22 protein-coding genes and 1 pseudogene are annotated in these 25778 nt (G+C 64.3%); 9 read left to right on the top strand and 14 right to left on the bottom strand.

Annotated features, from left to right (window positions below; all coding sequences use genetic code 11):
- Nucleotides 1-40: 40 nt before the first annotated feature.
- The 5 genes from ugpB to U6115_RS06080 all read right to left on the bottom strand — a co-directional run bounded on the left by ugpB (nucleotide 41) and on the right by U6115_RS06080 (nucleotide 5900).
- Complete coding sequence (gene ugpB, locus U6115_RS06100; protein ID WP_043576735.1) at nucleotides 41-1369, bottom strand: sn-glycerol-3-phosphate ABC transporter substrate-binding protein UgpB; 1329 nt, start codon at nucleotides 1367-1369, stop codon at nucleotides 41-43.
- Nucleotides 1370-1544: 175 nt separating this feature from the next.
- Nucleotides 1545-2555, bottom strand: a complete 1011-nt coding sequence (locus U6115_RS06095; protein ID WP_043576506.1) for a cytochrome d ubiquinol oxidase subunit II — start codon at nucleotides 2553-2555, stop codon at nucleotides 1545-1547.
- Nucleotides 2552-3892 (bottom strand): cytochrome ubiquinol oxidase subunit I, encoded by a 1341-nt coding sequence (locus U6115_RS06090; RefSeq protein ID WP_043576508.1) that lies wholly within the window; start codon nucleotides 3890-3892, stop codon nucleotides 2552-2554. The genes U6115_RS06095 and U6115_RS06090 overlap by 4 nt, the downstream gene beginning before the upstream one ends.
- Nucleotides 3893-3895: 3 nt before the next feature.
- On the bottom strand, nucleotides 3896-4462 hold the full coding sequence (locus U6115_RS06085) for a GbsR/MarR family transcriptional regulator (RefSeq protein ID WP_043576511.1): 567 nt from the start codon (nucleotides 4460-4462) through the stop codon (nucleotides 3896-3898).
- A 175-nt stretch (nucleotides 4463-4637) separates the two neighbouring features.
- Nucleotides 4638-5900 (bottom strand): glycerate kinase type-2 family protein, encoded by a 1263-nt coding sequence (locus tag U6115_RS06080; RefSeq protein WP_043576515.1) that lies wholly within the window; start codon nucleotides 5898-5900, stop codon nucleotides 4638-4640.
- 159 nt (nucleotides 5901-6059) lie between these two features.
- Between U6115_RS06080 and mutS the strand changes: the two genes are divergently transcribed.
- The gene (gene mutS / locus U6115_RS06075) at nucleotides 6060-8600 is read left to right on the top strand and encodes a DNA mismatch repair protein MutS (RefSeq protein WP_043576519.1); all 2541 of its coding nucleotides are present in this window, start codon (nucleotides 6060-6062) and stop codon (nucleotides 8598-8600) included.
- A 61-nt stretch (nucleotides 8601-8661) separates the two neighbouring features.
- Complete coding sequence (locus U6115_RS06070) at nucleotides 8662-9090, top strand: hypothetical protein (protein WP_230623387.1); 429 nt, start codon at nucleotides 8662-8664, stop codon at nucleotides 9088-9090.
- 267 nt (nucleotides 9091-9357) lie between these two features.
- On the opposite strand, the pseudogene U6115_RS06065 reads toward U6115_RS06070, so the two are convergent.
- Nucleotides 9358-9882, bottom strand: a pseudogene (locus U6115_RS06065) (pseudouridine synthase); the annotation flags it as partial.
- Nucleotides 9883-10228: 346 nt separating this feature from the next.
- On the opposite strand from U6115_RS06065, the gene U6115_RS06060 reads away from it, so the two are divergent.
- Nucleotides 10229-12466, top strand: coding sequence for an NADP-dependent isocitrate dehydrogenase (locus U6115_RS06060; protein ID WP_043576525.1), 2238 nt, complete (start codon nucleotides 10229-10231; stop codon nucleotides 12464-12466).
- A 160-nt stretch (nucleotides 12467-12626) separates the two neighbouring features.
- On the opposite strand, the gene U6115_RS06055 is transcribed toward U6115_RS06060, so the two are convergent.
- A complete protein-coding gene (locus U6115_RS06055; RefSeq protein ID WP_043576527.1) occupies nucleotides 12627-12833 on the bottom strand; it encodes a cold-shock protein in 207 nt (68 codons plus the stop codon).
- Between the two features lie 213 nt (nucleotides 12834-13046).
- On the opposite strand from U6115_RS06055, the gene clpS reads away from it, so the two are divergent.
- Together clpS and clpA are read left to right on the top strand one after the other, a co-directional pair.
- Entirely contained in the window at nucleotides 13047-13367 is a 321-nt protein-coding gene (gene clpS, locus U6115_RS06050) for an ATP-dependent Clp protease adapter ClpS (RefSeq protein ID WP_011137215.1), read from the top strand.
- Nucleotides 13367-15646, top strand: a complete 2280-nt coding sequence (clpA, locus tag U6115_RS06045; protein WP_043576533.1) for an ATP-dependent Clp protease ATP-binding subunit ClpA — start codon at nucleotides 13367-13369, stop codon at nucleotides 15644-15646. The genes clpS and clpA overlap by 1 nt, the downstream gene beginning before the upstream one ends.
- 59 nt (nucleotides 15647-15705) lie before the next feature.
- Here clpA and xerD read toward each other — a convergent pair whose 3' ends face one another.
- From xerD to U6115_RS06010, 7 genes are all read right to left on the bottom strand, one after another.
- Entirely contained in the window at nucleotides 15706-16593 is an 888-nt protein-coding gene (xerD, locus tag U6115_RS06040) for a site-specific tyrosine recombinase XerD (RefSeq protein WP_043576535.1), read from the bottom strand.
- A complete protein-coding gene (locus U6115_RS06035) occupies nucleotides 16580-17044 on the bottom strand; it encodes a methylated-DNA--[protein]-cysteine S-methyltransferase (protein WP_043576740.1) in 465 nt (154 codons plus the stop codon). The genes xerD and U6115_RS06035 overlap by 14 nt, the downstream gene beginning before the upstream one ends.
- Nucleotides 17045-17115: 71 nt before the next feature.
- Nucleotides 17116-17484, bottom strand: coding sequence for a 50S ribosomal protein L19 (rplS, locus tag U6115_RS06030; RefSeq protein WP_011137219.1), 369 nt, complete (start codon nucleotides 17482-17484; stop codon nucleotides 17116-17118).
- 3 nt (nucleotides 17485-17487) lie between these two features.
- Nucleotides 17488-18255, bottom strand: coding sequence for a tRNA (guanosine(37)-N1)-methyltransferase TrmD (gene trmD / locus U6115_RS06025; RefSeq protein WP_043576538.1), 768 nt, complete (start codon nucleotides 18253-18255; stop codon nucleotides 17488-17490).
- Nucleotides 18255-18761, bottom strand: coding sequence for a ribosome maturation factor RimM (rimM, locus tag U6115_RS06020; RefSeq protein WP_043576540.1), 507 nt, complete (start codon nucleotides 18759-18761; stop codon nucleotides 18255-18257). Before rimM ends, trmD begins: the two co-directional genes overlap by 1 nt.
- 34 nt (nucleotides 18762-18795) lie before the next feature.
- A complete protein-coding gene (gene rpsP, locus U6115_RS06015) occupies nucleotides 18796-19047 on the bottom strand; it encodes a 30S ribosomal protein S16 (RefSeq protein WP_011137222.1) in 252 nt (83 codons plus the stop codon).
- 103 nt (nucleotides 19048-19150) lie between these two features.
- Complete coding sequence (locus U6115_RS06010) at nucleotides 19151-21829, bottom strand: bifunctional acetate--CoA ligase family protein/GNAT family N-acetyltransferase (protein ID WP_043576542.1); 2679 nt, start codon at nucleotides 21827-21829, stop codon at nucleotides 19151-19153.
- Nucleotides 21830-22164: 335 nt separating this feature from the next.
- Here U6115_RS06010 and nadA point away from each other — a divergent pair, with 335 nt between their 5' ends.
- The 4 genes from nadA (at nucleotide 22165) to U6115_RS05990 (ending at nucleotide 25747) form a co-directional block, all read left to right on the top strand.
- Nucleotides 22165-23082, top strand: coding sequence for a quinolinate synthase NadA (gene nadA / locus U6115_RS06005; RefSeq protein ID WP_043576544.1), 918 nt, complete (start codon nucleotides 22165-22167; stop codon nucleotides 23080-23082).
- Nucleotides 23083-23196: 114 nt separating this feature from the next.
- Complete coding sequence (gene surE / locus U6115_RS06000) at nucleotides 23197-23940, top strand: 5'/3'-nucleotidase SurE (protein ID WP_043576546.1); 744 nt, start codon at nucleotides 23197-23199, stop codon at nucleotides 23938-23940.
- Complete coding sequence (locus tag U6115_RS05995) at nucleotides 23925-24593, top strand: protein-L-isoaspartate(D-aspartate) O-methyltransferase (protein WP_043576548.1); 669 nt, start codon at nucleotides 23925-23927, stop codon at nucleotides 24591-24593. The genes surE and U6115_RS05995 overlap by 16 nt, the downstream gene beginning before the upstream one ends.
- Nucleotides 24590-25747 carry a peptidoglycan DD-metalloendopeptidase family protein gene (locus U6115_RS05990; RefSeq protein ID WP_326912748.1) on the top strand — a complete coding sequence of 386 codons (1158 nt, stop codon included), beginning with the start codon at nucleotides 24590-24592 and terminating at the stop codon, nucleotides 25745-25747. The genes U6115_RS05995 and U6115_RS05990 overlap by 4 nt, the downstream gene beginning before the upstream one ends.
- Nucleotides 25748-25778: the final 31 nt, after the last annotated feature.

The following is a 25778-nucleotide window of genomic DNA, read 5'->3' as shown; positions in this document are numbered from 1 at the left end:
AAAAACGGGCGGCCTCGCGGCGCGCCCGTTTCCGGAGGGATCAGTTGGCGGTTTTCTCGAAACGGCGCAGCAGCTCGTTGCCGCGCAGCACGGCGCTGTCCAGCGCCTGCTTGGCGGTCTTCTTGCCGGTCCACACCTCTTCCAGCTCCTCGTCCATCACGGTGCGGATCTGCGGCATATAGCCCAGGCGCAGGCCGCGGGTGTAGGACTTGGGCGGCTTGTTCTGCATCTGGCGGGTGGCGATGTCGGCGCCCGGGTTCTTGTCGTAGAAGCCCTGCTTGCGCGACAAATCATAGGCGGCGTTCACCACCGGCAGATAGCCGGTGTCCTGGTGCCATTTGGCCATCACTTCCGGCGACACCAGCATCTTGAAGAAGCGCGCCACGCCCTTGTATTCGGCCGGGGATTTGCCGGCCATCACCCACAGGCTGGCGCCGCCGATCAAGGCGTTCTGCGGCGCGCCCTTCACCGCCGGATCATACGGCATCATGCCCATGCCGAAGTTGAACTTGGCGTTCTTGCGGATATTGGCCAGCGAGCCGGAGCTGCCGGTCATGATGCCGCACTCGCCGCTGTAGAACTTCAGCGTGGCCTCGTCCTTGCGGCCGGCGTAGCTGAAGGCGCCGTCCTTGGCCATCTTGGCCAGGAATTCGATGTGCTTGACCTGCACCGGGCCGTTGAACTGCAGCGTCGCGCCGGCGCCGCCGAAGCCGTTGTCCAGGCTGGCGAACGGCAGGCTGTGCCAGGCGCTGAAGTTCTCCAGTTGCACCCAGCCCTGCCAGCCGGTGCTGTAGCCGCAGCGCATGCCGGAAGCCTTCAGCTTGGCGGCGGCGGCGGCCAGTTCCGGCCAGGTCTTGGGCGGCGCCTCCGGCAGGCCGGCTTTCTTGAACGCGTCCTTGTTGTAGTACAGCACCGGGGTGGAAGCATTAAACGGCAAGGACAGCAGGTGGCCGGTCTTGGCGTCGCTGTAATAGCTGGCCACCGCCGGAATGAAGGCCTTCTCGTCCAGTTTCTCGCCGGCGTCGGCCATCACCTGGTACACCGGCTTGACCGCCTTCTTGGCCTGGATCATGGTGGCGGTGCCCACTTCGAACACCTGCACGATGGCCGGCGCGTTGCCGCTGCGGTAGGCGGCGATGGCGGCCGCCAGCGATTCGTCGTACTGGCCCTTGTACACCGGCACCACCTTGTAGTCTTTCTGGCTGGCGTTGAACTGCGCGGCGATGGCGTTGACCCGGTCGCCGAGCGAGCCTTCCATCGAATGCCAGAACTGGATTTCGGTGGCGGCGTGAGCCGGCAGCGACAAGGCCAGCGTCAGCGGCGCGAGCGCGGCGGCGCGGCGTAAAGTGCGGGAAAGGGCTAGGGACATCGGCTTCTCCATTTATCATTATGGCGGCTGGCATTCACGCGGCGGATTGTGGCCGGGCAAAATGACAGTATCGTTACAATAATATGACATTAAGTTTACATCAAGGCGCAAAAATGGAATGAAGACGCAAAAAAAGCGCGCCATGCAGGCGCGCTTTTTGGTTTTCCTCCGCTCATTACTGATAGCTGAGCTTGTCGGCCTTGCCCCAGAACACCCGATAGGCGAAGGCTGTGTAGCCGATGATGCAGGGCAGCACCACGATGGCGCCCCACAATATCACCCACAGCGCCTCCGGATCGGCCGCCGCCTGCCAGATGGTCATCTGCCCCAGCACCACTTCCGGGAACACGCTGTAAGCCAGCCCCCAGAACGACAGCAGCACGATGCCGACGCTGGCGGCGAACGGCAGCCAGCAGAAGGCATCGTTGCCCGCCGCCTGGCGCCGCGCCAGCCGCGGCAGGCTGAGCATCAACAGGCCGAACAGCGCCAGCGAGCCCAGCGGCAGCGGCAACAACAGCAGGAACTGCGGCAGCGCGAACCATTTGGCGGCGATGGCCGGATTGGCCAGCGGCGTCACCAGCGACACCGCCGCCACCGCGGCGCCGGCGCCGTATAGGCTCAGTTGCGCCCAACGTATCGCCTTGGCCTGCAGCGTGCCGTGGGTTTTCATCACCAGCCAGCAGGCGCCCAGCAGCGCGTAGGCCAAGGCCAGGCCGACGCCGACCACCAGCGAGAACAACCAGGACGTGGAGCTATCGGCGAAGCCGGTCAGGTAGCGGCCCAGCATCACCCCCTGCGCCAGCGCCGCCAGCAGCGAGCCGCCGGCGAACGCGGCGTTCCACCACGGCTTGTGCGGGTCCTGCGCCTTGACGCGGAAATCGAAGGCTACGCCGCGCAGGATCAGCCCCACCAGCATCGCCAGCACCGGCAGATAGAGCGCGCCGAACACCACGCCGTGCGCCAGCGGGAAGGCCACCAACAGCAAGCCCGCGCCCAACACCAGCCAGGTCTCGTTGGCGTCCCAGAACGGCCCGATCGACGCGATCATCAGATCTTTCTCTTCGTCGTCCGCCAGCGGCAGCAGGATGCCGACGCCCAGGTCGAAGCCATCCAGCACCACGTACACCAGCATGGACAGCGCCATCAGTCCGGCGAAAATCGCCGGCAGGAAATATGCCTCGTTCATGCCAGTTGCTCCTTCAGTTGCTTGGCGTCGGCCGTCTCATGCGCGCCGGCCTTGCGCGCCAGGTGGAACAATACCGAGATGTAGGCCAGCAGCAGCAGCGCGTACAGCGCGAGGTAGGTGCCCAGGGAAGTGAACAGCATCGGCGCAGTGGCCTTGCCCGCCGCCTGGGCGGTGGTCAGCACCCCGGTCACCAGCCAGGGCTGGCGGCCGATCTCGGTGACGAACCAGCCGGCCAGCGTGGCGATCCAGCCGGCGAAGGTCATGCCCACCAGCAGGCGCGCCAGCGGCTTGGCCAGCTCGCCGCGCTTCTTCAACTGCCAGGCCGCCAGCCAGGAGGCCAGCAGCATCAGGCCGCCCATCGCCACCATCACGCGGAAGCTCCAGAACACCTTGGCCACCGGCGGGTGCTGCTCGAACTCGTTCAGGCCCTTGATCTCGCCGCCCCACTTATGGGTGAGGATCAGGCTGCCCAATTCGGGCACGCCGACCGCATAATCGTTGCTGCGGGTTTCGGCGTTGGGCAGCGCGAACAACAGCAGCGGCACATTCTTCTCGGTATGCCAGATGCCTTCTATCGCCGCCAGCTTGGCCGGCTGGTGCTTCAGCGTATTGAGGCCGTGCATGTCGCCGACGAACATCTGCAGCGGAATCAGCAACGCCGCCAGGAACACCCCGCTCTTCAGCGCCAGCATCACGCCGCGGCCGCGGTCGCCGCGCAGGTAGCGGTAAGCGGACAGGCCTGCGATCAGGAAAGCCACAGTCAGGCCGGAGGCCAGCAGCATATGGGTCAGCCGGTACGGCATCGACGGATTGAAGATGACTTCAATCCAGCTGAGCACATGGGCGCGGCCGTCGCGCATCACGAAGCCGGCCGGGGTCTGCATCCAGGAATTGAGCGCGATGATCCAGAACGCCGACAGCGTGTTGCCGCCCGCCACCAGCAGCGTGGCCAGCGTGTGCACCTTCTCCGGCACCCGGGAGCGGCCGAACAGCATGATGCCGAGGAAACCGGCCTCCAGGAAGAAAGCCGTCAGGATCTCGTAAGCCAATAGCGGGCCGGCGATATTGCCCACCGTCTGCATATAGCCGGGCCAGTTGGTGCCGAACTGGAAGCTCATGGTCACCCCGGACACCACGCCCAGCGCGAACGACAGCGCGAAGATCTTCACCCAGAAGGCGTAGGCGTCCATCCAGCCCTGGTCGCCGGTCTGGCGGAAGCGCACCTTGAAGAACAGCAACACCCAGGCCATCGCGATATTGATGGTGGGAAACAGGATATGAAAGGAGATGTTGGTGGCGAACTGGATGCGCGCCAGCGTGACGGGGTCGAGTTCCATGGTCTACTCCTTTTCTTCTTCGCGATGGCCCAGCCGCGATAGCGACTGAGTGAACTGCAGCACCTTCTGCACCTGCGAGCCCAGCTTCATCAGCCGCTGCAGCGTCTCCACGTCCATGTGCTGGATGTCGGAAAACCAGGTGGTGACCAATTCGATCAGCTGGTACATCTCCTTCATCCTGGCCTGCGCGTGCTGCTCGGCCTCGCTGGCCGGATGCTCCATCATCGCGCCGCGCAGCATGGTCAGCGTCGGCTCCACCTCGCGCTTCTTGCGCTCCTCGGCCAGGGTCTTGAAGATCAGCCACACGTCTTCCGGCGTGGAGAAGTATTCGCGGCGGTCGCCGGGAAAATGCTGCAGCTTGACCAGCCGCCACGACTGCAGCTCCTTCAGCCCCATGCTGACGTTGGAGCGGGAACAGCCTATCGCCTCGCCGATCTCGTCGGCGTTCAGCGGTTTTTCCGATACGTACAGCAAGGCGTAGATCTGGCCGACGGTGCGGTTGATGCCCCAGCGGCTGCCCATCTCGCCGAAGTGCAGCACGAAGGCCTGCACCAGAGGTGGTGTGTTCATGATTTTCTCAATTTTCAGTAATTTCTGAAACTTTGATATGAATCATAATTGCCGGGAATAGTTCGGGTCAAGATGAACAAGGTATGATCTGTAGGCTTGACCCTATTTCCACGTCATGAATCAGGACGCGAAAAAGGCCATGCGCGGCATGGCCCGGATGCGGCACCTCGCCGCCTCACAACAGCAGGATGGCGCGGAAATCGTTGACGTTGGTGTGGGTGGGCCCGGTGACCAGCAGATCACCCAGCGCCGCGAAGAAACCGTAGCCGTCGTTGTCGGCCAACCGCGCGCCGGCATCCACGCCCAGCGCCGCCGCCCGCGCCAGCGTGTCCGGCGAAATAAAAGCGCCGGCGTTGTCCTCGCTGCCGTCTATGCCGTCGGTGTCCGCCGCCAGCGCGTATACGCCCGGCAAGCCGTTCAGCGCGATGGCCAGCGAGAGCAGAAACTCGCTGTTGCGCCCGCCCCTGCCCTTGCCCTTCAAGGTCACCGTGGTCTCGCCGCCGGACAGGATCAGCGCCGGCCTGGCCACCGGCGAGCCGTGCGCGGCGATCTGGCGCGCGATACCGGCGTGGACCTTGGCCGCCTCGCGCGCCTCGCCTTCTATGCTGTCGCCCAGCAACAGCACGTTCAGCCCCAGCCGCTTCGCCTCGGCCGCCGCCGCCCGCAAGGCCAGCTGCGGCGTCGCGATCAGCCGGTATTCGGCATGCGCCAGCCTGGCGTCGCCGGGCGCGGGCGTCTCGTCCGGCTCCGCCGCCAGCAATGCCGTTGCGGCGGGCGGCAAGGTCAAACCATATTTGGCGACCACCGCGCGGGCATCGGCATAGGTGCTTGGGTCCGCCTCCGTCGGGCCGGAGGCGATCACCGCCGGATCGTCGCCCACCACGTCGGAAATCGCCAGCGTCACCAGTTTGGCCGGCGCGCAGGCCAGCGCCAGCCGTCCGCCCTTGATGGCGGAGAGATGCTTGCGCACCGCGTTCATTTCATCGATGCCGGCGCCGCAGGCCAGCAACTGCCGGCTGACCTCCTGCTTGTCCGCCAGGCTGACGCCATCGGCTGGCAGGGTCAGCAAGGCTGATCCGCCGCCGGACAACAGGCAGATCACCAGATCGTCGGCGGTCAATCCGCTCACGGCCTCCAGTATCCGCTGCGCGGCCGCGCAGCCCGCCTTATCCGGCACCGGGTGCGCGGCCTCCAGCACTGCTATCCGCTCGGTCGCCACCGCATGGCCGTAACGCGTCGCCACCACGCCGGACAATTCGCCCGGCCAGGCCCGCTCCAACTCCCGCGCCATCGCCGCGGCGGCCTTGCCGGCGCCGACAACCACGGTGCGGCCTTTAGTCGGCGGCGGCAGATGATCGACCAGCCGTTTCGGCAGCGCGCTGGCGACGGCCGCGTCGAACAGACGGCGCAGCGTGGATTGCGAGTCAAGATCGGACATGACGGGTTCTCCAATGGCGATGACGCCATTTTGCCGCAGCCGGCCGCGGCTGACACCCCCGCCGCCGCGCGTTAGAATGGCGGCGATTCCAACGCCCCGCCTTCATTCGGGGCGTTACGCATTTTCCCAGACCGACACAAGAGCAGAGCCCGACACCCGATGAGCACGCCCCAGCACACCCCGATGATGGCCCAATATTTCGCCCTCAAGCGCGACCACGCAGACAAGCTGCTGTTCTACCGCATGGGCGATTTCTACGAGCTGTTCTACGAGGATGCGGAAAAGGCGGCGCGGCTGTTGGACATCACGCTGACCGCGCGCGGCGCCAGCGCCGGCGTGCCGATCAAGATGGCCGGCATCCCCTACCACGCCGCCGAGGGCTATCTGGCGCGGCTGGTGAAGATGGGCGAATCGGTGGCCATCGCCGAGCAGATCGGCGATCCGGCACTGGCCAAAGGCCCGGTGGAGCGCAAGGTGGTGCGCATCGTCACGCCGGGCACGCTGACCGACGCCGCGCTCTTGGACGACAAGCGCGACAACCTGGTGCTGGCGGTCAATATGGTGAAAGGCGTGCTGGGCCTGGCCTGGCTGTCTCTCGCCAGCGGCGAGTTCAAGGTGATGCAGGCCGATGTGGAAGACCTCTCCAGCGAGCTGGAGCGGCTGAAGCCGGCCGAGCTGGTGATCCCGGACGACACCGGCCTGGCCACCTTCGAAGGCATCTCGACGCCGAAGAAAAAGCTGCCACCGTGGCAGTTCGACATCGAATCGTCGAAGCTGGCGCTGACCCGCCACTTCGGCACCCGCGACCTGGCCGGCTTCGGCGCCGACACGCTGCCAGTGGCCGTCGGCGCTGCAGGCGCCTTGCTGGAATACGTGAAGTCCACCCAGGGCGTGAACCCGGCCCACATCGCCGCGCTGTCGGTGGAGGAAGCCGGCGAACTGATCCGCATGGACGCCGCCACCCGCCGCAATCTGGAATTGACCGAAACCATACGCGGCGAATCCTCGCCGACGCTGGCGTCGCTGCTCGACACCTGCGCCACCAGCATGGGCAGCCGCCTGCTCGGCCACTGGCTGCACCACCCGATGCGCAACCACGGCAAGCTGGCGCGCCGCCACGGCGCGGTGCGCGCGCTGCTGGCGCGCTACCAGGACATCCACGCCGAGCTGGACCAGGTATCGGACATCGAACGCATCACCTCGCGGGTGGCGCTGCGCTCCGCCCGCCCGCGCGACCTGTCGGCGCTGCGCGACTCGCTGACCGCGCTGGCCGGCGTCAAGGCGCTGGCGGCCTCGCTGGACTCCGAGCTGCTGAAGGAACTGGCCGGCGTGCTGCCGGTCGATTCGCCGGTGCAAAAGATGCTGGTCGCGTCCATCCTGCCGGAACCTGCCACCTTCCTGCGCGACGGCGGCGTGATCAACAACGGTTTCAGCCCGACGCTGGACGAACTGCGCGCCATCCAGACCGATTGCGGCGACTTCCTCTTGAAACTGGAAGCGCGCGAGAAAGAACGCACCGGCATCACCACGCTGAAGGTGGAATTCAACCGCGTGCACGGCTTCTACATCGAGGTGTCCAAGGCGCAGTCGGACAAGGTGCCGGACGACTACCGCCGCCGCCAGACGCTGAAGAACGCCGAACGCTACATCACGCCGGAACTGAAGGAATTCGAGGACAAGGCGCTGACCGCGCAGGACCGCGCGCTGGCGCTGGAAAAGCAGCTGTACGAGGCGCTGCTGGACGAGTTGGCCCCGCACATCACCGAGCTGAAGCTGATCGCCCAGGCGGTGGCGGCGCTCGACGTGCTGTCCGCCTTCGCCCAGCGCGCCGCCATCGGCAATTACGCCGAGCCGCAATTCGTGCCGGAACCCAAGCTCGACATCGTCGCCGGCCGCCACCCGGTGGTGGAGGCGGAAGTGGAGCGCTTCATCGCCAACGACACCAGGCTATCCGCCGAGCGCAAGCTGCTCTTGATCACCGGCCCGAACATGGGCGGTAAATCCACCTATATGCGGCAAAACGCGCTGATCACGCTCTTGGCCCACGTCGGCAGCTTCGTGCCCGCCGATTCCGCGGTGATCGGCCCGATAGACCGCATCTTCACCCGCATCGGCGCCAGCGACGACCTGGCCGGCGGCCGCTCCACCTTCATGGTGGAGATGACCGAAACCGCCAACATCCTCAACAACGCCAGCGAGCACTCGCTGGTGCTGATGGACGAAGTGGGCCGCGGGACGTCCACTTTTGATGGCTTGGCGCTGGCCTGGGCCATCGCCCGCGCATTGATTGAAAAGAACCGCGCCTATACTTTGTTCGCCACCCACTATTTCGAACTGACCACGCTGGCCGGCGAATACCCGGCGGTGGCCAACGTGCACCTGTCGGCGGTGGAGCACAAGGACCGCATCGTATTCCTGCACCACGTGGAGGACGGCCCGGCCAGCCAGAGCTATGGCCTGGCGGTGGCGCAGTTGGCGGGCGTGCCGGGCAAGGTAATCCGCGACGCGCGCCGCCACCTGGCCGACCTGGAAAACCAGTCGGCCGCGCGGGTGCAGCCGGACCTGTTCGCCGCGCCAGCGCCAGCCGCCGAACCGGAGCCGCATCCGGCGCTGGAAAAGCTGCAGGAACTAAACCCGGACAATCTCAGTCCACGACAGGCAATGGAAATATTGTACGAACTCAAGAAACTGACCGATTGAACAGCTATCAGGCTGGACGTTATCTATTATTACTAAATAGTAGTATTGATAAAGGAGCAATATGATGTCGTTTGAAACCGCCTCCGCCGTATCCAGTCTGAGCCAGCTTCTCGGCCAGATCGAGGACGACGGAACCATCGCCCTATCCGATATCCGGGAGAAGGCCAACCAGGAACTCTCCTACTTCGCCAATCTGGCGCAGCAGGAGTTGCACCAGTTCGACATCAGCATGCCGCCGGCGATCAGCCTGGTCAGCAATGATCAATGTCAGCTGGTATTGGAAAATCAGCATCCGCATGAAGCCGAGATCCATGAGTGGCTGGATGGCAACCTGATCCTGGCCCGCAAGTTCAAGGAAATTGAGGTTCTGTTCGAGCTAGTCCGCGCCGCGGAAAGCGCCGGCGAGCTGTTTTCGGAAAACTCGAACTTCCACATCGGCCTGACCAGCGCGGGTCCGATCGCCTACTTCGAGGATCATCATTCCCACTAGCGGCATCTTCCGTGAACGCCATTACAGCGCGCCAGAAAGCGCGCAAACAAAACGGGGAAGCCATGCTTCCCCGTTTGTCATGGCAGCGCGGAAATTCGACGCGCGGACAGGCCGTCAGGGCTTCTTGCCGCGGGCGAAACGGAAAGTCGGCGCCTTGCCGCCCCTGTCCGCCGCCTGAGCCTGGCGCGGCGGCGTCCTGTCGCCGGGCTTGCCGCCGCGGCCGGCGGACGCGCTCCGCGGCAACGCTGCCAAATCCACCTCCAGCGCGCGCATCTCGCCCGGCTGCAGGCCGTCCAGTTTCCACGGGCCGATGGCCACCCGCACCAGGCGCAGGGTCGGCAGTCCGGCCTTGGCGGTCATCCGCCGCACCTGGCGGTTCTTGCCTTCGCTGATGATGATTTCCAGCCAGCAATCCGGCACCGTCTTGCGAAAACGCACCGGCGGATTGCGCGGCCACAACTCCGGATTATCGATGCGCCGCACTTCGGCCGGCCGGGTGACGAAGTCGCCCAGGTCCACGCCGCGGCGCAGCAGCTCCAGCTGTTCCTCTTTCGGCTCGCCCTCCACCTGCACCCAGTAGGTCTTGGGCAGCTTCCAGCGCGGGTCGGCGATGCGGTGCTGCAGCGTGCCGTCGCCGGTCAGCAACAACAGGCCTTCGCTGTCGGTATCCAGCCGGCCGGCTGGATAGACGCCGGGCTGCTGCACGCAGGACTTCAGCGTTGGATGCGTGGGGTGGTCGGAAAACTGGCAGATCACGCCATACGGCTTGTTGAGCAGAATCAGCTGGGGCATGCGGCGAAAATGGTGAAATGAAGTAGGCGAATGATAGCAGGCCAGGCCGCCGCGCGGCCGGCTATCCCGCGCCGCTAGCCTTCGCCGCCGAACCTGGCGGCGCTCGAACAGGTGTTTTATTCGCATCCGAACGCCAGCCGGCCAGTTATCAGGCATAAAAGTTTCAGTTGCGCCGCCAACCAAGCCGATGAGAAGGGGTATAATTCGCTTTTGAAAATTGCCCTAGAGCCGCCGAATGCGCGCATCCGGCCGGCCGCGCGCTCCGACACGCCCGGCGCTGTCGTCCGAGCGCTAAACTCTTCGCGCAATCGTTCTGTCATCACAAGATCAACATGGAGATAGAGTCATGCCTGCAGAACAATCGAAAATCATCTATACCCTCACCGACGAAGCGCCGGCGCTGGCGACCAGCTCCTTCCTGCCCATCGTCCAGGCCTTCGCGGGTTCCGCCGGCGTTCAGGTAGACACCGCCGACATCTCCGTGGCCTCCCGCGTGCTGGCCGAATTCCCCGACTATCTGACCGACGCGCAGAAAGTCCCCAATACCCTGGCCGAGCTCGGCAAGCTGACGCTGCAGCCGGAAGCCAACATCATCAAGCTGCCCAACATCAGCGCCTCGGTGGCGCAGTTGGTTGCCTGCGTCAAGGAGCTGCAGTCCAAGGGCTACAATGTTCCGGACTACCCGGAAAACCCGGCCAACGACGCCGAGAAGGCGATCAAGGACCGCTACTCCAAGTGTCTGGGATCGGCGGTGAACCCGGTGCTGCGCGAAGGCAACTCGGACCGCCGCGCGCCGCTGGCGGTGAAGAACTACGCCAAGAAACACCCGCACTCGATGGGCGAATGGAAGCAGTGGTCGCAGACCCACGTCTCCCACATGCACCACGGCGACTTCTACCACGGCGAAAAGTCCATCACGCTGGACAAGGCGCGCGAAGTCAAGATGGAGCTGACGACCAAGAGCGGCGAGACCGTAGTGTTGAAGCCCAAGGTCGCGCTGCAGGCCGGCGAGATCATCGACTCGATGTTCATGAGCAAGAAGGCGCTGTGCGACTTCTACGAACGCGAGATGGAAGACTGCCGCGAATCCGGCATCCTGTTTTCCTTGCACGTGAAGGCCACCATGATGAAGGTGTCCCACCCCATCGTGTTCGGCCACTGCGTCAAGATCTACTACAAGGACGCGTTCGAGAAGCACGGCAAGCTGTTCGACGAGCTGGGCGTCAACGTCAACAACGGCATGGCCACGCTGTACGAAAAAATCGAAACCCTGCCGGCCTCCAAGCGCGAAGAAATCATCCGCGACCTGCACGCCTGCCAGGAACACCGTCCGCGCCTGGCGATGGTGGACTCCGCCAAGGGCATCACCAACTTCCACTCGCCGAACGACATCATCGTCGACGCGTCGATGCCGGCCATGATCCGCGCCGGCGGCAAGATGTGGGGCGCCGACGGCAAGCCTTACGACGCCAAGGCCGTGATGCCGGAATCGACCTTCGCCCGCATTTACCAGGAGATGATCAACTTCTGCAAATGGCACGGCAACTTCGACCCGCGCACCATGGGCACCGTGCCCAACGTCGGCCTGATGGCGCAAAAAGCCGAGGAATACGGCTCCCACGACAAGACCTTTGAAATCCAGCAAGACGGCGTCGCCAACATCGTCGACCTCGCCACCGGCGAAGTGCTGCTCTCCCAGAACGTGGAAGCCGGCGACATCTGGCGCATGTGCCAGGTGAAGGATGCGCCGATCCGCGACTGGGTGAAGCTGGCCGTGACCCGCGCCCGCAACTCCGGCATGCCGGCGGTGTTCTGGCTGGACCCGTACCGCCCGCACGAGAACGAGCTGATCAAGAAGGTGCACGCCTACCTGAAGGATCACGACACCAACGGCCTCGACATTCACATCATGTCGCAGGTGCGCGCGATGCGCTTCACGCTGGAACGCGTGGCCCGCGGCCTCGACACCATCTCGGTCACCGGCAACATCCTGCGCGACTACCTGACCGACCTGTTCCCTATCATGGAGCTGGGCACCTCGGCCAAGATGCTGTCCATCGTGCCGCTGATGGCCGGCGGCGGCATGTACGAAACCGGCGCCGGCGGTTCGGCGCCGAAGCACGTGCAGCAGCTCTTGGAAGAGAACCACCTGCGCTGGGACAGCCTGGGCGAATTCCTGGCGCTGGCGGTATCGCTGGAAGACCTGGGCATCAAGACCGGCAACGCCAAGGCCAAGATCCTGGCCAAAACGCTGGATCTGGCCACCGGCAAGCTCCTGGACGAGAACAAGTCCCCGTCGCGCCGCACCGGCGAGCTGGACAACCGCGGCAGCCAGTTCTACCTGTCCATGTACTGGGCGCAGGCGCTGGCCGAGCAGGCGGAAGACAAGGATCTGCAAGCCCGCTTCGCACCGGTAGCCAAGCAACTGGCCGACAACGAGCAAACGATCCTGGCCGAACTGAAGGCCGTGCAAGGCAAGAGCGCCGACATCGGCGGCTACTACCTGCCGGACGCCGCCAAGTGCAGCGCGGTGATGCGCCCGAGCGCCACCTTCAACGCCGCCATCGCGGCGGTGCAAGGCTAAGCGTCTCCGCCCGCGTCAACCAGGCCCCCGGATGTCCGGGGGCTTTTTTCATGCCGGCTGCCGGCGCCTGCGCATCGGCAAATGAAAAGCCCGCCAGAGGCGGGCTTTTTTGAATACGACTTACAGCCCACCGCGCGGCGGGGCTGCGGCAGAACCGCCCTTAGGCAGCGTTCTGGATGTTCGACGCTTGCTTGCCCTTCGGGCCGGACACCACTTCAAAGCTTACGCGCTGACCCTCTTTCAGGGTCTTGAAGCCTTGCATGTTGATGGCCGAAAAGTGAGCGAACAGATCTTCGCCGCCTTCGTCCGGGGTAATAAAGCCGAAGCCTTTTGCGTCATTGAACCACTTCACGGTACCAAATGCCATTTCACATCCTTGGGAAAAAAGGCTGGTGAAGCCGACCAACTTAGAGCTTAATAGACTTTGACAAGATGCTGTGACGCAAAATGCCAAACAGTTAAGCCAAGCACCAGCTGCATTTCTACGCAACCCGGGCAGTGCCGTCAAGTGATTGCCGGCTTGAGTCCCCCCTTGAAAAAAAGTCAGAGGGAACCAAAATTGAAGTAAGGCACCGTTTCCATGAAAGTCGACATGTCCACCTCGGTCAAAGACGATGCCCAGCTTGAGGCGTCACGGGTTAGGGAAAACCCGCCCCCGATGTATAAGGTGTTGTTATTGAACGATGATTTTACCCCGATGGACTTCGTGGTGCAGGTTCTCCAGCAGTTCTTCCACATGAACCGCGAGAAAGCCACACACATCATGCTGCAAGTCCACACGCAAGGTCACGGCGTGTGTGGCGTTTATACCAAAGACGTGGCTGCAACGAAGGTCGAGCAGGTGTTGCAATATGCGAAAGCGCATCAGCATCCGCTTCAGTGCGTAATGGAGGAAAACTGATGATTGCCCAGGAGCTTGAAGTAAGCCTGCACATGGCGTTCATGGACGCACGGCGCAAGCGCCACGAGTTCATCAGCGTGGAGCATCTGCTGCTCGCGATGACCGACAACCCGTCGGCCGCAGAAGTTTTGCGAGCTTGCGGCGCCAATATCGACCAACTGAAGAAGCAACTATCCGACTTCATCGACGAGCACACGCCCACCGTGCCCGGCGAAACCGAGGTCGAGACCCAACCGACGCTGGGATTCCAACGCGTGATCCAGCGCGCGATCCTGCACGTGCAATCGTCCGGCAAGAAGGAAGTGTCGGGCGCCAACATCCTGGTCGCCATCTTCGGCGAAAAGGATTCGCACGCGGTCTACTACCTGCACCAGCAAGGCATTTCGCGGCTGGACGTCGTCAACTTCATCTCGCACGGCATCACCAAGCAGCGGTCGCAGCAGCCGCCGCAGGAACCGCGCGACAACAGCGGCAACGATGTCGAGAACGAAGAGCAGAGCACCGGTCCGGGCGGGGCGCTGGAGAATTACACCCAGAACCTCAACCAGATGGCGCGCGACGGCAAGATCGACCCATTGATCGGCCGCGAGCACGAACTGGAGCGCACGGTGCAGATCCTTTGCCGCCGCCGCAAGAACAACCCGCTGCTGGTCGGCGAGGCCGGTGTCGGCAAGACCGCCATCGCCGAAGGGCTGGCGCGGCGCATCGTCGGCGGCGAAGTGCCGGAAATCCTGGCCAAGTCGACCGTCTACGCGCTGGACATGGGCGCGCTCTTGGCCGGCACCAAGTATCGCGGCGATTTCGAGCAGCGGCTGAAGGCGGTGATCAAGCAGCTGACCGACGACAGCAACGCGATCCTGTTCATCGACGAGATCCACACGCTGATCGGCGCCGGCGCGGCTTCCGGCGGCACGCTGGACGCCTCCAACCTGCTCAAGCCCGCCCTGTCCAACGGCAGCCTGCGCTGCATAGGGGCGACCACCTACAACGAGTACCGCGGCATCTTCGAGAAGGACAACGCGCTGTCGCGCCGCTTCCAGAAGATAGACGTCTCCGAGCCCACCGTGCAGCAGACGGTGGAAATCCTCAAGGGACTGAAATCGCGCTTCGAGGCGCACCACGGCGTCAAGTACACGCAGTCGGCGCTGTCCACCGCGGCCGAGCTGGCGGCCCGCTACATCAACGACCGCCATCTGCCGGACAAGGCCATCGACGTGATCGACGAGGCCGGCGCCGCGCAGAAGATCCTCCCCAAATCGCGGCAGAAGAAGGTGATCAACAAGTCGGAGATCGAAGAGATCGTCGCCAAGATCGCCCGCATTCCGCCGAAGACGGTCTCCAGCGACGACAAGAACGTGCTGAAGAACCTGGAGCGCGATCTGAAGAACGTGGTGTTCGGCCAGGAGAAGGCGATCGAAGGCCTGGCCAGCGCGATCAAGATGACGCGCTCCGGCCTCGGCAATCCGCAAAAGCCGATCGGATCGTTCCTGTTCTCCGGCCCCACCGGCGTCGGCAAAACCGAGCTGGCGCGCCAGTTGGCCTACATCCTCGGCGTCGAGCTGATCCGCTTCGACATGTCCGAGTACATGGAGCGCCACGCGGTGTCGCGGCTGATCGGCGCGCCGCCGGGCTATGTCGGCTTCGAACAGGGCGGCCAGTTGACCGAGGCCATCAACAAGCATCCGTACGCGGTGGTGCTGCTGGACGAGATCGAAAAAGCGCATCCGGACATCTACAACGTGTTGCTGCAGGTGATGGACCACGGCACGCTGACCGACAACAACGGCCGCAAGGCGGACTTCCGCAACGTGGTGCTGATCATGACCACCAACGCGGGCGCGGAGTCGCTGTCCAAACCGGCGCTGGGCTTCACCCAGACCAAGGTGGCCGGCGACGAGATGGGCGACATCAAGCGGATGTTCAGTCCGGAATTCCGCAACCGCCTGGACGCCATCATCCCGTTCGGCGTGCTGGACGAGCAGATCATCCTGCAGGTGGTGGACAAGTTCCTGATGCAGCTGGAGCAGCAACTGGCGGAGAAGCACGTCGACATCCACTTCACCGACGAGCTGCGCCGCTTCCTGGCCAAGAACGGCTTCGACCCGCTGATGGGCGCGCGGCCGATGGCGCGCCTGATCCAGGACACGCTGCGCAAGGCGCTGGCAGACGAGCTGCTGTTCGGCCGCCTGGTCGGCGGCGGCGAAGTGACCGTCACCGAAGCGGACGGCAAGGTGGAGCTGCTGTTCGACCAGCCCGCGCTGGCCGCCGAGCCCGCCTGAGTCCGGCAAGCCTGGAAACGATGCCTGAACGCCCGCGCAAGCGGGCGTTTTTCATGGCGCTAGCCGCGCGGATGATGGCGCGCGTGCAACTGCTTTAACCGTTCGCGCGCGACGTGGGTGTAGATCTGGGTAGTCGAAATGTCGGCATGGCCCAATAGCAACTGCACCACCCGCAGGTCGGCGCCATGGTTGACCAGGTGGGTGGCGAAGGCGTGGCGCAGCACGTGCGGACTGACCTTGGCCAGCCCTTGGCGCGCGGCGTATTGCGAAATCAAATGCCAGGCCATCTGCCGCGTCATGCCGGCTTTGCGCTGGGTGACGAACACCGCGTCGCACGGCAGGCCGGCCAGCAGCAGCGGCCGCGCTTCGCGCATATAGCGCAGCAGCCAGTCCTGGGCGATTTCGCCCAGCGGCACCAGCCGCTCCTTGCTGCCCTTGCCCATCGTTTTCACCACGCCGTCCAGCAGGTTCAGCTGGGTCAGCGTCATGCCCACCAACTCCGACACCCGCAGGCCGCTGGCGTATAGCACCTCCAGCATCGCCCGGTCGCGCAGGCCCAGCGGCGTCGCCACGTCCGGCGCCAGCAGCAGCGCCTCCACCGCCTGCTCCGACATCGACTTGGGCAACCGCAGTCCCTGTTTGGGCGTGGCCAGTCCGGCGCTGGGATCGTCGGCCCTTTGCCCGCTTTGCGCCAAGTGCTGGTAATAGCGGCGCAGCGCCGATGTCAGCCGCGCCCGCGTCGCCGGCTTTTCGCTGTCGACGCCGGCCAGCAGCGCTTGCCGCAGCTGCTCGGCATCGGCCTGCGCCAGCGTGGCGCCCGCTGCCTGCAAACGGCCTGACAATTTGGCCAGATCGCGCCGGTACGCCGCCAGCGTGTTCTGCGACAGGCCGTCGCTCAGCCACAGTTGGTCGAGAAAAGCGTCGATGCCGTCCTTATCCGAGTTCATGCCGCAACAGCCATCGCTTGATGTCCAGCGTCTCGTCGCCGCGGGACTGGTTGAAACCGCCCAGCCCCGCGCTCGCCACCACCCGGTGGCAAGGCACGATGATGGGAATGGGATTGCGGCCGCAGGCCCCGCCGACCGCGCGCGGCGACGACGCCAGATCGCGGGACAGGTCCAAATAGCGGCGGGTCTCGCCGCGCGGTATCGCCGCGATCTGCTGCCACACCCGCAGCTGGTACGGCGTGCCAAGCAGCCGCCACGGCACGCTGAACGCATGGTCCGCGTCGGCGTAGTAGGCGTCCAGCTGCCGCTCCACCTCAGCCTCCAGGCTGCCCGGCGCGGGCGGCCGCAAAACCGCGCCGGCCGGCAGAAAGCGCAGCCCGCGCAATTCGCCGTCTTCGCAGCGCACGCCCAAGCGCCCGAACGGCGCGGCGATCACCACCGGATACTCCATCCCCGTCTCCCAATAAAAAAAGCGCAAGGCCGAGCCTTGCGCTTTGATCATAACGGCTGTCGCCGACAGGATTAGCCCTGTTTGCGAGCCGGCAGCTTTTCCTTGATGCGTGCGGACTTGCCGGTACGACCACGCAGGTAGTACAGCTTGGCGCGACGCACGTCGCCGCGGCGCTTCACTTCAACGGAAGCCACCAGCGGGGAGTAGGTCTGGAAGGTACGCTCAACGCCTTCGCCGGCGGACATCTTGCGCACGGTGAACGCGCTGTTCAGGCCGCGGTTACGCTTGGCGATGACAACGCCTTCGTAAGCCTGCAGACGCTCGCGGTTGCCTTCCTTTACCTTGACTTGAACCACTACGGTATCGCCAGGAGCGAATTCCGGCAGGGTTTTGCCCAGGCGTGCGATTTCTTCTTGCTCGAGTTTCTGGATCAGATCCATGTTTTACTCCGGTTTTTTGCGGATATCTTGTTCCTGCTGGTACTCCGCCAGCAGCCGAGATTCCTGTTTTGTCAAAACGCGGTCTTGCAGCAGCTCGGGCCGACGCTTCCACGTCCTGCCCAGCGACTGCTTGAGCCGCCATTTGGCGATCAGGGCATGATTACCGGACAACAGCACGTCCGGCACCCGCATGCCTCGATACTCTTCGGGTCGGGTATAGTGCGGGCAGTCCAAAAGACCGTCCACAAATGAGTCTTCATAGGCCGACTGCGCATCGTTGAGCGCGCCAGGCAACAAGCGCACCACCGCGTCGGTCAGCACCATCGCCGGCAACTCGCCGCCGGACAGCACGTAGTCGCCGATGGAGATTTCCTCGTCGACCGCGGTTTCTATCAGGCGCTCGTCTATGCCTTCGTAGCGTCCGCACAGCAGGATCAATCCCGGCCGCTGCGACAGCTCCACCGCCTTGGCGTGGCTGAGCCTAGCGCCTTGCGGCGACAGGTAGATCACATGGCTGCGTTCGACGCCGGCCGCCTGTTGGCGGTTGCGGGCGGAAGCGATGGCCTGCTCCAGCGGCTCGATCTGCATCACCATGCCCGGACCGCCGCCATATGGCCGGTCATCCACCCGACGATAATTGTCGTGGGTGAAATCCCGCGGATTCCAAGCCTTGAAGCCCCAGAGATTCAAGTCAAGCGCCCGCTGGCTGACGCCAAAGCGGGCGATAGAGTCGAACATCTCCGGAAACAGCGTAACCGCGTCGATCTGCATCAGTAGTCCAGGCCCCAGTCCACCAGGATGCGGCCTTCGGCCGGCATCACTTCCAGCACGTACTGGTCGACGAAGGGGATCAGCCTTTGGCCGTGCTCGCCCTTCACCACCAACACGTCGTTGGCGCCGGTTTCCATCAGACTGTCCACCGCGCCCAGCGTTTCGCCCTGCTGATTGACCACCGCCAGACCGATCAGATCGCTCCAGTAGTATTCGCCTTCGCCAGCCTCGGGCAGTTCGCTGCGGGGCACGGCGATCTGCATGCCGCGCAGGGCTTCCGCCCCGTCGCGGTCCTCGACGCCTTCCAGCTTGGCGGCAAGCGCCTTGGGCTGGATGGTGCCGTTCTCAAATGCATGCGGCTTCCAGCTGCCGTCCTTGCCCAGCCACCAGACTGGGTAGTCGAACAGGCCGTCAGCGTGTTCGGTATCGGCGTGGATTTTCACCCAGCCCTTGATACCGAAGGCGCCGCGCACAAAGCCCATTACCACCAGATCTTCGTCGCGCATGCGCCCAATTCCGTCTTGATGTCGGATAGCCGGATTAAGCGGCTACGACTTTCTGCTCTTTCAGCAGCTTGGCAACGGAGTCGGACAGCTGAGCGCCGACGCCAACCCAGTAGTTCAGACGGTCCATGGTGAAGCGAACGCGCTCTTGCTTTTCGTTGGCTACCGGATTGTAGAAGCCAACGCGCTCGATGAAGCGACCGTCACGACGGTTGCGGGAGTCGGTCACCACGATGTTGTAGAACGGACGGTTCTTGGCGCCGCCGCGTGCCAGACGAATCACTACCATTGTCGATTGTCCTTGAAAAAAACTGTGTATAGAAAAGCCCACGATTTTAGGGCAGATTTCCCTTATCTTGCAAGCGCTTAATGCAAGTCCCTGTTCCGCCAGCCTATTGCAGCGTCTTCAGCACCAGGCTCAGCGCCCGGTCTTCGGGGTGGGCCTCGATGCTAAATCCCAGTTTATGCATCAGTTTCAGCATGCCCTTGTTGCCCGCCAGCACCTCGCCGCGCATGATCTTCAGCCCCTGCTCGCGCGCCGCGTCGAACAAGGCCTGCATCAACAGATTGCCTATGCCGCGCCCCTGCCAGTCGTCGGCCACTTCCAGCGCGAACTCGCAGGCTTCGTTGTCCGGATCGGTGATGAAGCGCGCCACCGCCAGCATCTGCTCGGCACCCTGGTCGTCGCGCGTCATCGCCAGCGCCATCTCGCGGTCGTAATCCAGCTGGGTGAAGCGGACCAGCATGCTCTGCGACAGCTGCTTGATGCTCGACAGGTAGCGGTTGTAGCGGCTTTCCTCCGACAAATTGCGCACGAAGGCCTGCTGCATGTCGGCGTCCTCCGGCCGGATCGGCCGTATCATCACCGGCGTGCCGTCGGACAGTTTGGCGCAGATCACCATGTGCGAAGGGTAAGGCATGATGGCCATATGGCCGTAGCGCTTGAGGTCGGCGCGCGCCGGCTCGACGAAGATGCGCGCATCCAGCGCGATCACGCCTTTCTCGTCGGCCACCAGCGGGTTGATGTCCATTTCCCGCAGCTGCGGCAGCTCGCACACCATTTCCGACACCTGCAGCAGCACGTGGCGCAATTCGTCCAGGTCCACCGGCGGCAGGTTCTTGAACGGCCCCAGCAGCTCGCCGATGCGAGTCTGCGCCACCATATTGTCGACCAGGTAGTCGTTGAGCGGCGGCAGCGCCAACGCCAGATCGCGCATCACCTCCACCGCGATGCCGCCGGCGCCGAAGGCGATCACCGGGCCGAAGGCGATGTCGTGCGCCACGCCCACCATCACTTCGCGGGCGAAGCGGCGCTTGCGCATCGGCTGCACCGAGATGCCGTCGATGCGCGCGTCCGGCCGCGCCTGGCGGGTCCGCGACAGGATGGCGTCGAACGCCGCCCGCAGCGTGGCCTCGTTGCTGATGTTGAGCTCCACCCCGCCGACGTCGGACTTATAGATGATGTCCGGCGAATCGATCTTCAGCACCACCGGATAGCCTATCTTGTCGGCCTGCTTCACCGCCTCGTCGGCGTTGCGCGCCAGCGTGGTGGGATTGACCGGGATGCGGAAGGCCGCCAGCACCTGCTTGGATTCGCGCTCGGACAGGATGTTGCGGCCTTCGGCCAGCGCTCTGTCTATCACCTTGCGCGCCGCCGCCGCGTCCGGTCCGGAGCGCTTGCCCTCCAGCGGCCCCGGCGTCTGCAGCAGCAACTGCTGGTTGTGCTGGTAGGCCGCCAGGTGGCGGAACACCTCGATGCCGTATTCCGGCGCGCGAAAATGCGCGCACTTGGCCTTGGAGAACAGTTCGCGGCTTTCCGACACCTTGGCGTCGCCCAGCCAGGACAGGAACAGCGGCTTGGTGGTCTCGCGCTGCAGGCCTATCATCAGCTGCGCGGTGGTCAGGTGGTCGGTGCCGGCCTGCGGCGTGAAGATCACCATCACGCCGTCGACGCCGGAGTCGTCGACGCAGGCCTTGACCGCGGTGCGAAAACGCATCGGGCTGGCGTCGCCGATGATGTCCAGCGGATTGCCGCGCGACCAGTTGCGCGGCAGCACGCTGTCCAGCAGCTTGACGGTGCCCTCGCCCAGCTTCGCCAGCTCCACGCCGTAATCGACGGCGCTGTCGGCCGCCAGCATGCCGGGGCCGAAGCCGTTGGTGACGATGGCCAGCCGCTTGCCGCCGACGCGGTAATTGGCGGCCAGCACCTTGGCGGCGGTGAACAGCTGGGCGATCGACGACACCCTGAGCACGCCGGCGCGGGCCAGCGCCGCGTCGAAGACTTCGCCGCTGGCCACCAGATTGCTGGAATGAGTCAGGCCGCGGGCATCGCTCTCGAAGCGGCCCGACTTGATCACCACCACCGGTTTGGTGCGGGCGGCGGCGCGCAGCGCCGACATGAAGCGGCGCGCGTCGTGAATGTGGTGCACATGCAACAAAATCCCCTGGGTGGCGTTGTCGGCCACCAGGTAATCGAGAATTTCGCCGAAACCGACATCCAGCGCGCCGCCCAGCGAAATCACGCTGGAAAAGCCGATTTCCTTGCTATCGGCCCAGTCCAGCATCGCCGCGCACAGCGCCGACGACTCCGACACCAGCGCCAGATTGCCCGGCCGCACCTTGCCGCTGTAATTGCTGGCGTTGAAACCCGCCACCGGCCGCATCAGGCCCAGCACATTCGGCCCCAGGATGCGGATGCCGAAATGGCGGGCGATGGACAGCGCCTCGTTGATCAGCTCCTGCTCCAGCTGCTCGCTGTCGGAAAACTCCTTGGCCAGCAGCACCGCCTTGACGCCCTTCTTGCCGCAGTCCTTGACGATGGCGGGCAAGGAGCGGATGGCGGTCACCACCACCGCCAGCTCCACCGGCTCGTCTATCTGCCGCACCGAAGCCACCGCCGGAATGCCCCCCACCACCTTATGATTGAGGTTGACCGGAAACAGCTTGCCCTGGAAGGAACTGGCCAGCAGATTGGCGAACACCGCCTGGCCGATCGAGCCGGGACGGTCGCTGGCGCCCACCACGGCCACGGTGCGCGGAGAAAACAGCGGGGTCAGATAATGTGGCCTCATGCGCGTTCATCCTCGGAAACAATGTCTATCGGCGCCGGCGCGCTCGGGCAGCCGCTCCGAGCGCCAGCTTACGCGATCCCGGGCCCGCGCGGCGCGGCAGCGCGGCCGGCCTTGATCATGCGGGCTAAATCTTTTCGTCATATTGACTTTGGGCAAGCGGCGGACAAATGCATTTCATGTCACAGGCAGCGACGATTTTCCCCGCCGCCGCGCCCAGCCAGTAGCGCAGACTTTACAATATTGCTAATCTTTACTATTCCGCAACAAACCTTGTTGCGTTGCACCATTCAGCCGCCGCGGCCCGCGCGCCCGGTCAGGCAGGAGCCGACTCAACCATGACGAAACGCGTCGTCACCCTCGCTCATTATTACACCCAGCCCGAAATCCAGCAGATGGCGGACAAGGTGGGAGACAGCCTGGAATTATCGTTGTACGCCAAGGAAGCCCAAGCCGACATCATCGTGTTCGCCGGCGTGCGCTTCATGGCCGAAACCGCCAAGATCCTGAATCCGCAAGCCACGGTGATCCTGCCGGACGCCGGCTCCACCTGCTCGCTGGTCACCCAGACCGACGTGGCGGAGCTGACGCAGTGGCGCAAGCGCTACCCGGACCACGTCCACGTGTCCTACATCAACTCCAGCGCCGAACACAAAGCCGTGTCCGACTGGATCGTCACCAGCCGCAACGTCGACGACATCATCGCCCACCTGTACGCCGAAGGTAAGAAAGTCATCTTCTCGCCCGACCGCAACATGGGCGGCTACCTGAACGACCAGTACGGCTACGACATGCCGCTGTGGTCGGCGGTGTGCGAGGTCCACGACAAGTTCAACGAAGCCGCGCTGAACGAGGCCTTCGAGGCCGTGCCCGGCGAGAAATACCTGATCGCCCACCCGGAAAGCCCGCTGCCGGTGCTGAAGAAAGCCGACTACGTCGGCTCCACCTCCGGCATGCTCAACTGGGTGAAGGCCTACCAGGGCGACGCCAAGGCGGTGATCTTCGTCGCCACCGAAGACGGCATCCTGTACAACATGGGCCTGGCCCGCCCCGACCTCGACCTGCGCCAGGCGCCGATCTACGCCGGCTGCCAGTGCAACTCCTGTCCGTACATGAAGATGAACACCATCGAGGCGGTCAAGCGCGCGCAGCAGGGCCAGGGTCTGGAGATCGACTATCTGACGCCGGCGCAGATGGACGCCGCCCGGGTGCCCATCGAGCGCATGCTGGAATTCAGCCAGCGCTACTACGCCTGACACAGGCCAAGAAGCCCGCGCGCAGCGGGCTTTTTTACGGCCCGACGCCGCGGCGGCCCTATTCGCTGTCATCCCGGCGGCGCTACAATCATGCGATATCAACGGAAAGACAGTATGAAGTTTCTGCTCAGCAACGATGACGGTTATTCCGCTCCCGGCCTGGCCATGCTGGCCGCCACGCTCTCGCGTTACGGCGAAGTGGTGGTGGTGGCCCCCGAGCGCGACCGCAGCGGCGCCAGCAACTCGCTGACGCTGGACCGGCCGCTGACCGTCCGCACCGCCGCCAACGGCTTCCACTACGTCAATGGCACCCCCACCGACTGCGTCCACCTGGCCGTGACCGGCATGCTCGACTTCAAGCCGGACATGGTGTTCAGCGGCATCAACAACGGCCCCAATATGGGCGACGACACGCTGTACTCCGGCACCGTCGCCGCCGCCACCGAAGGCTTCATGCTGGGCATTCCCTCCATCGCCGTCTCGCTGGCCGGCTATAGCGGCCGGCATTTTTCCACCGCCGGCAAAGTGGTGGCGCAACTGGTGGAGCGCTGCCTGGAACAGCCCTTCCAGCAACCGGTGCTGCTCAACGTCAATGTGCCGGATGTGCCGGAGGACGCGTTGGGCCCCTTGTCCGTGACGCGTCTGGGCCGCCGCCATGCCGCGCAGCCGGCAATCAAATCTCAGAATCCGCGCGGAGAGACGATATACTGGGTGGGACCGGTGGGCGCGGTGCAGGATGCCGCCGCGGGCACCGATTTCGGCTGCGTCGCGGCCTCCCAGGCTTCGATCACCCCGCTGATGCTCGATTTGACCGCCTTCGGGCAACTGGACAGGATTTCCACATGGCTTCACCGCTGACACAGAACGGCCAGGCATACGGCATGCTTTCCGAGCGCACCCGCCGGCGCATGACCGACCGCCTGCGCCAGAATGGCATCAGCGACGAAAGAGTACTCAAGGCCATGCACGAGGTGCCGCGCCACCTGTTCGTCGACCAGGCTCTGGCCACCCGCGCCTACGACGACGTGTCGCTGCCCATCGGCCATGGCCAGACCATCTCCCAGCCGCTGACCGTGGCCAGGATGACGGAGTTGCTGCTGCAGGGTCGCCAGCCGGGGAAAATCCTGGAAATCGGCACCGGTTGCGGCTACCAGGCCGCGGTGCTGCTGAAAACCGGCGCCGAGGTGTATTCGATGGAACGACTGGCCGCGATTCTTGACCAAGCCAGACGCAATCTTCGCGCCTCCAAGCTGGTCAACGCCCGCCTGGTGCATGGCGACGGCAACGCCGGCCTGCCCGAAGCCGCGCCGTTCGACGGCATCATCGTCGCGGCCGCGGCGCGGAGCATACCCGGCGCGCTGGTCGACCAACTGGCCGAAGGCGGCCGGATGGTGCTGCCGCTGGGCGAAACCGAGCAGCATTTGTGGCTGCTGGAAAAAACCTCGCAGGGCGTGCAGAAAACCAAGCTCGACCCGGTGAAATTCGTTCCGCTGCTGAATGGGCGTAGTTGAAACTGCAAAAACGCAACACTATCGCTGTCAGACAATCAAGCAAAACTCTTATTCAACGTTTCAACAAAAAAAACATGCTAAAAATGCATTGCAGGTATGCGTATATATTAGTTGCCGCGCTGGGGGCCGGATTGGCCGGTTGCAGCAGCATGGTGCAACAGGCCGCGCCGGTGGAAAGCGCCGCGCCCGCCCCAGTGGGCCAGAGCAAACCGGCGCAAACCGCGCCGGCGGTTCCGGCCGCGACGACGGGCAATACTGTCGCCACCCCGTACCGGGACCAGGGCAGCCTGGCCGTGCAGCCGGTGGACAGCGGCGCGGCAGCCGCCGGCGAGCAGACTTATGTGGTGAAACCCGGCGACAACCTGTTCCGCATATCGCTGAACCATGGCTTGAAGTACAAGGACGTGGCCGCCTGGAACAATCTGCCGGACACCGGCATCAAGGTCGGCCAGGTGCTGCGGCTGACGCCGCCGGGCGGCTCGATGCCAAGCTCCGCAGCCGGCACGGCGCCGGTCACGGTCGCGACGAGTCCGGCCGCCGGGCAGTCCGCTGCCGGCGCAGGCGCGGTCAAGGCCTATCCCAAAGCCTTGAAGCTGCCATACGGCAGCGACGCGGCGAAAGAACTGGCGGCTCAGAGCGAGGGACGCCAGGTCGGCAAGAACAACGCTCAGGCGTCCGGCTCCGCCGCGGCGCCGGCGCCCGGCAAAAAGCCGGAAGCCAGCGCGGCGGTCATCGCGCCGGCTCCCGCCAAGGACGCCAGCGCGCCGGCCGCCAAGGCCGACGAAGACGCGGTGGCTTGGGCGTGGCCTACCGAGGGCAAGGTGTCGAAAGGCTACTCGGACAGCAATAAAGGCGTGGAAATCGCCGGCCGCATGGGCCAGCCGGTGCTCGCCGCAGGTGATGGCAAGGTGGTGTACAGCGGCGCCGGGCTTCGCGGCTATGGCAAGCTGATCATCATCAAACACAATAAGACCTTCCTGTCAGCGTATGCGCATAACAGCCAGCTGCTGGTAAAGGAAGGACAGTCTGTCAAGAAAGGGCAGAAGATTGCCGAAATGGGCAATTCCGATGCCGACCAAGTCAAGCTGCACTTCGAGATCCGCCGTTTCGGCAAGCCGGTGGACCCGATGCAGTACCTTGAACACAAGTCCTGAACGGGTAGGCTCCGCCCCCGTCGGGACAAGA

The organism is Chromobacterium subtsugae (assembly GCF_035919665.1).
GTDB classification, from domain to species: domain Bacteria; phylum Pseudomonadota; class Gammaproteobacteria; order Burkholderiales; family Chromobacteriaceae; genus Chromobacterium; species Chromobacterium subtsugae.
This window is presented reverse-complemented; position numbering and strand designations above follow the sequence as displayed.

Bases quoted from the DNA above. Each gene is read 5' to 3' on its own strand.
- U6115_RS06010 (WP_043576542.1), bottom strand. From the start codon at position 21,829: ATGAGGCCACATTATCTGACCCCGCTGTTTTCTCCGCGCACCGTGGCC.
- U6115_RS06070 (WP_230623387.1), top strand. From the start codon at position 8,662: ATGATGTCGTTTGAAACCGCCTCCGCCGTATCCAGTCTGAGCCAGCTT.
- rimM (WP_043576540.1), bottom strand. From the start codon at position 18,761: ATGCGCGACGAAGATCTGGTGGTAATGGGCTTTGTGCGCGGCGCCTTC.
- trmD (WP_043576538.1), bottom strand. From the start codon at position 18,255: ATGCAGATCGACGCGGTTACGCTGTTTCCGGAGATGTTCGACTCTATC.
- U6115_RS06080 (WP_043576515.1), bottom strand. From the start codon at position 5,900: ATGTCCGATCTTGACTCGCAATCCACGCTGCGCCGTCTGTTCGACGCG.
- U6115_RS05995 (WP_043576548.1), top strand. From the start codon at position 23,925: ATGGCTTCACCGCTGACACAGAACGGCCAGGCATACGGCATGCTTTCC.
- U6115_RS06085 (WP_043576511.1), bottom strand. From the start codon at position 4,462: ATGAACACACCACCTCTGGTGCAGGCCTTCGTGCTGCACTTCGGCGAG.
- rpsP (WP_011137222.1), bottom strand. From the start codon at position 19,047: ATGGTAGTGATTCGTCTGGCACGCGGCGGCGCCAAGAACCGTCCGTTC.
- xerD (WP_043576535.1), bottom strand. From the start codon at position 16,593: ATGAACTCGGATAAGGACGGCATCGACGCTTTTCTCGACCAACTGTGG.
- U6115_RS06035 (WP_043576740.1), bottom strand. From the start codon at position 17,044: ATGGAGTATCCGGTGGTGATCGCCGCGCCGTTCGGGCGCTTGGGCGTG.
- U6115_RS06095 (WP_043576506.1), bottom strand. From the start codon at position 2,555: ATGAACGAGGCATATTTCCTGCCGGCGATTTTCGCCGGACTGATGGCG.
- mutS (WP_043576519.1), top strand. From the start codon at position 6,060: ATGAGCACGCCCCAGCACACCCCGATGATGGCCCAATATTTCGCCCTC.
- ugpB (WP_043576735.1), bottom strand. From the start codon at position 1,369: ATGTCCCTAGCCCTTTCCCGCACTTTACGCCGCGCCGCCGCGCTCGCG.
- U6115_RS06055 (WP_043576527.1), bottom strand. From the start codon at position 12,833: ATGGCATTTGGTACCGTGAAGTGGTTCAATGACGCAAAAGGCTTCGGC.
- nadA (WP_043576544.1), top strand. From the start codon at position 22,165: ATGACGAAACGCGTCGTCACCCTCGCTCATTATTACACCCAGCCCGAA.
- U6115_RS06090 (WP_043576508.1), bottom strand. From the start codon at position 3,892: ATGGAACTCGACCCCGTCACGCTGGCGCGCATCCAGTTCGCCACCAAC.
- rplS (WP_011137219.1), bottom strand. From the start codon at position 17,484: ATGGATCTGATCCAGAAACTCGAGCAAGAAGAAATCGCACGCCTGGGC.
- surE (WP_043576546.1), top strand. From the start codon at position 23,197: ATGAAGTTTCTGCTCAGCAACGATGACGGTTATTCCGCTCCCGGCCTG.
- clpS (WP_011137215.1), top strand. From the start codon at position 13,047: ATGAAAGTCGACATGTCCACCTCGGTCAAAGACGATGCCCAGCTTGAG.
- clpA (WP_043576533.1), top strand. From the start codon at position 13,367: ATGATTGCCCAGGAGCTTGAAGTAAGCCTGCACATGGCGTTCATGGAC.
- U6115_RS06060 (WP_043576525.1), top strand. From the start codon at position 10,229: ATGCCTGCAGAACAATCGAAAATCATCTATACCCTCACCGACGAAGCG.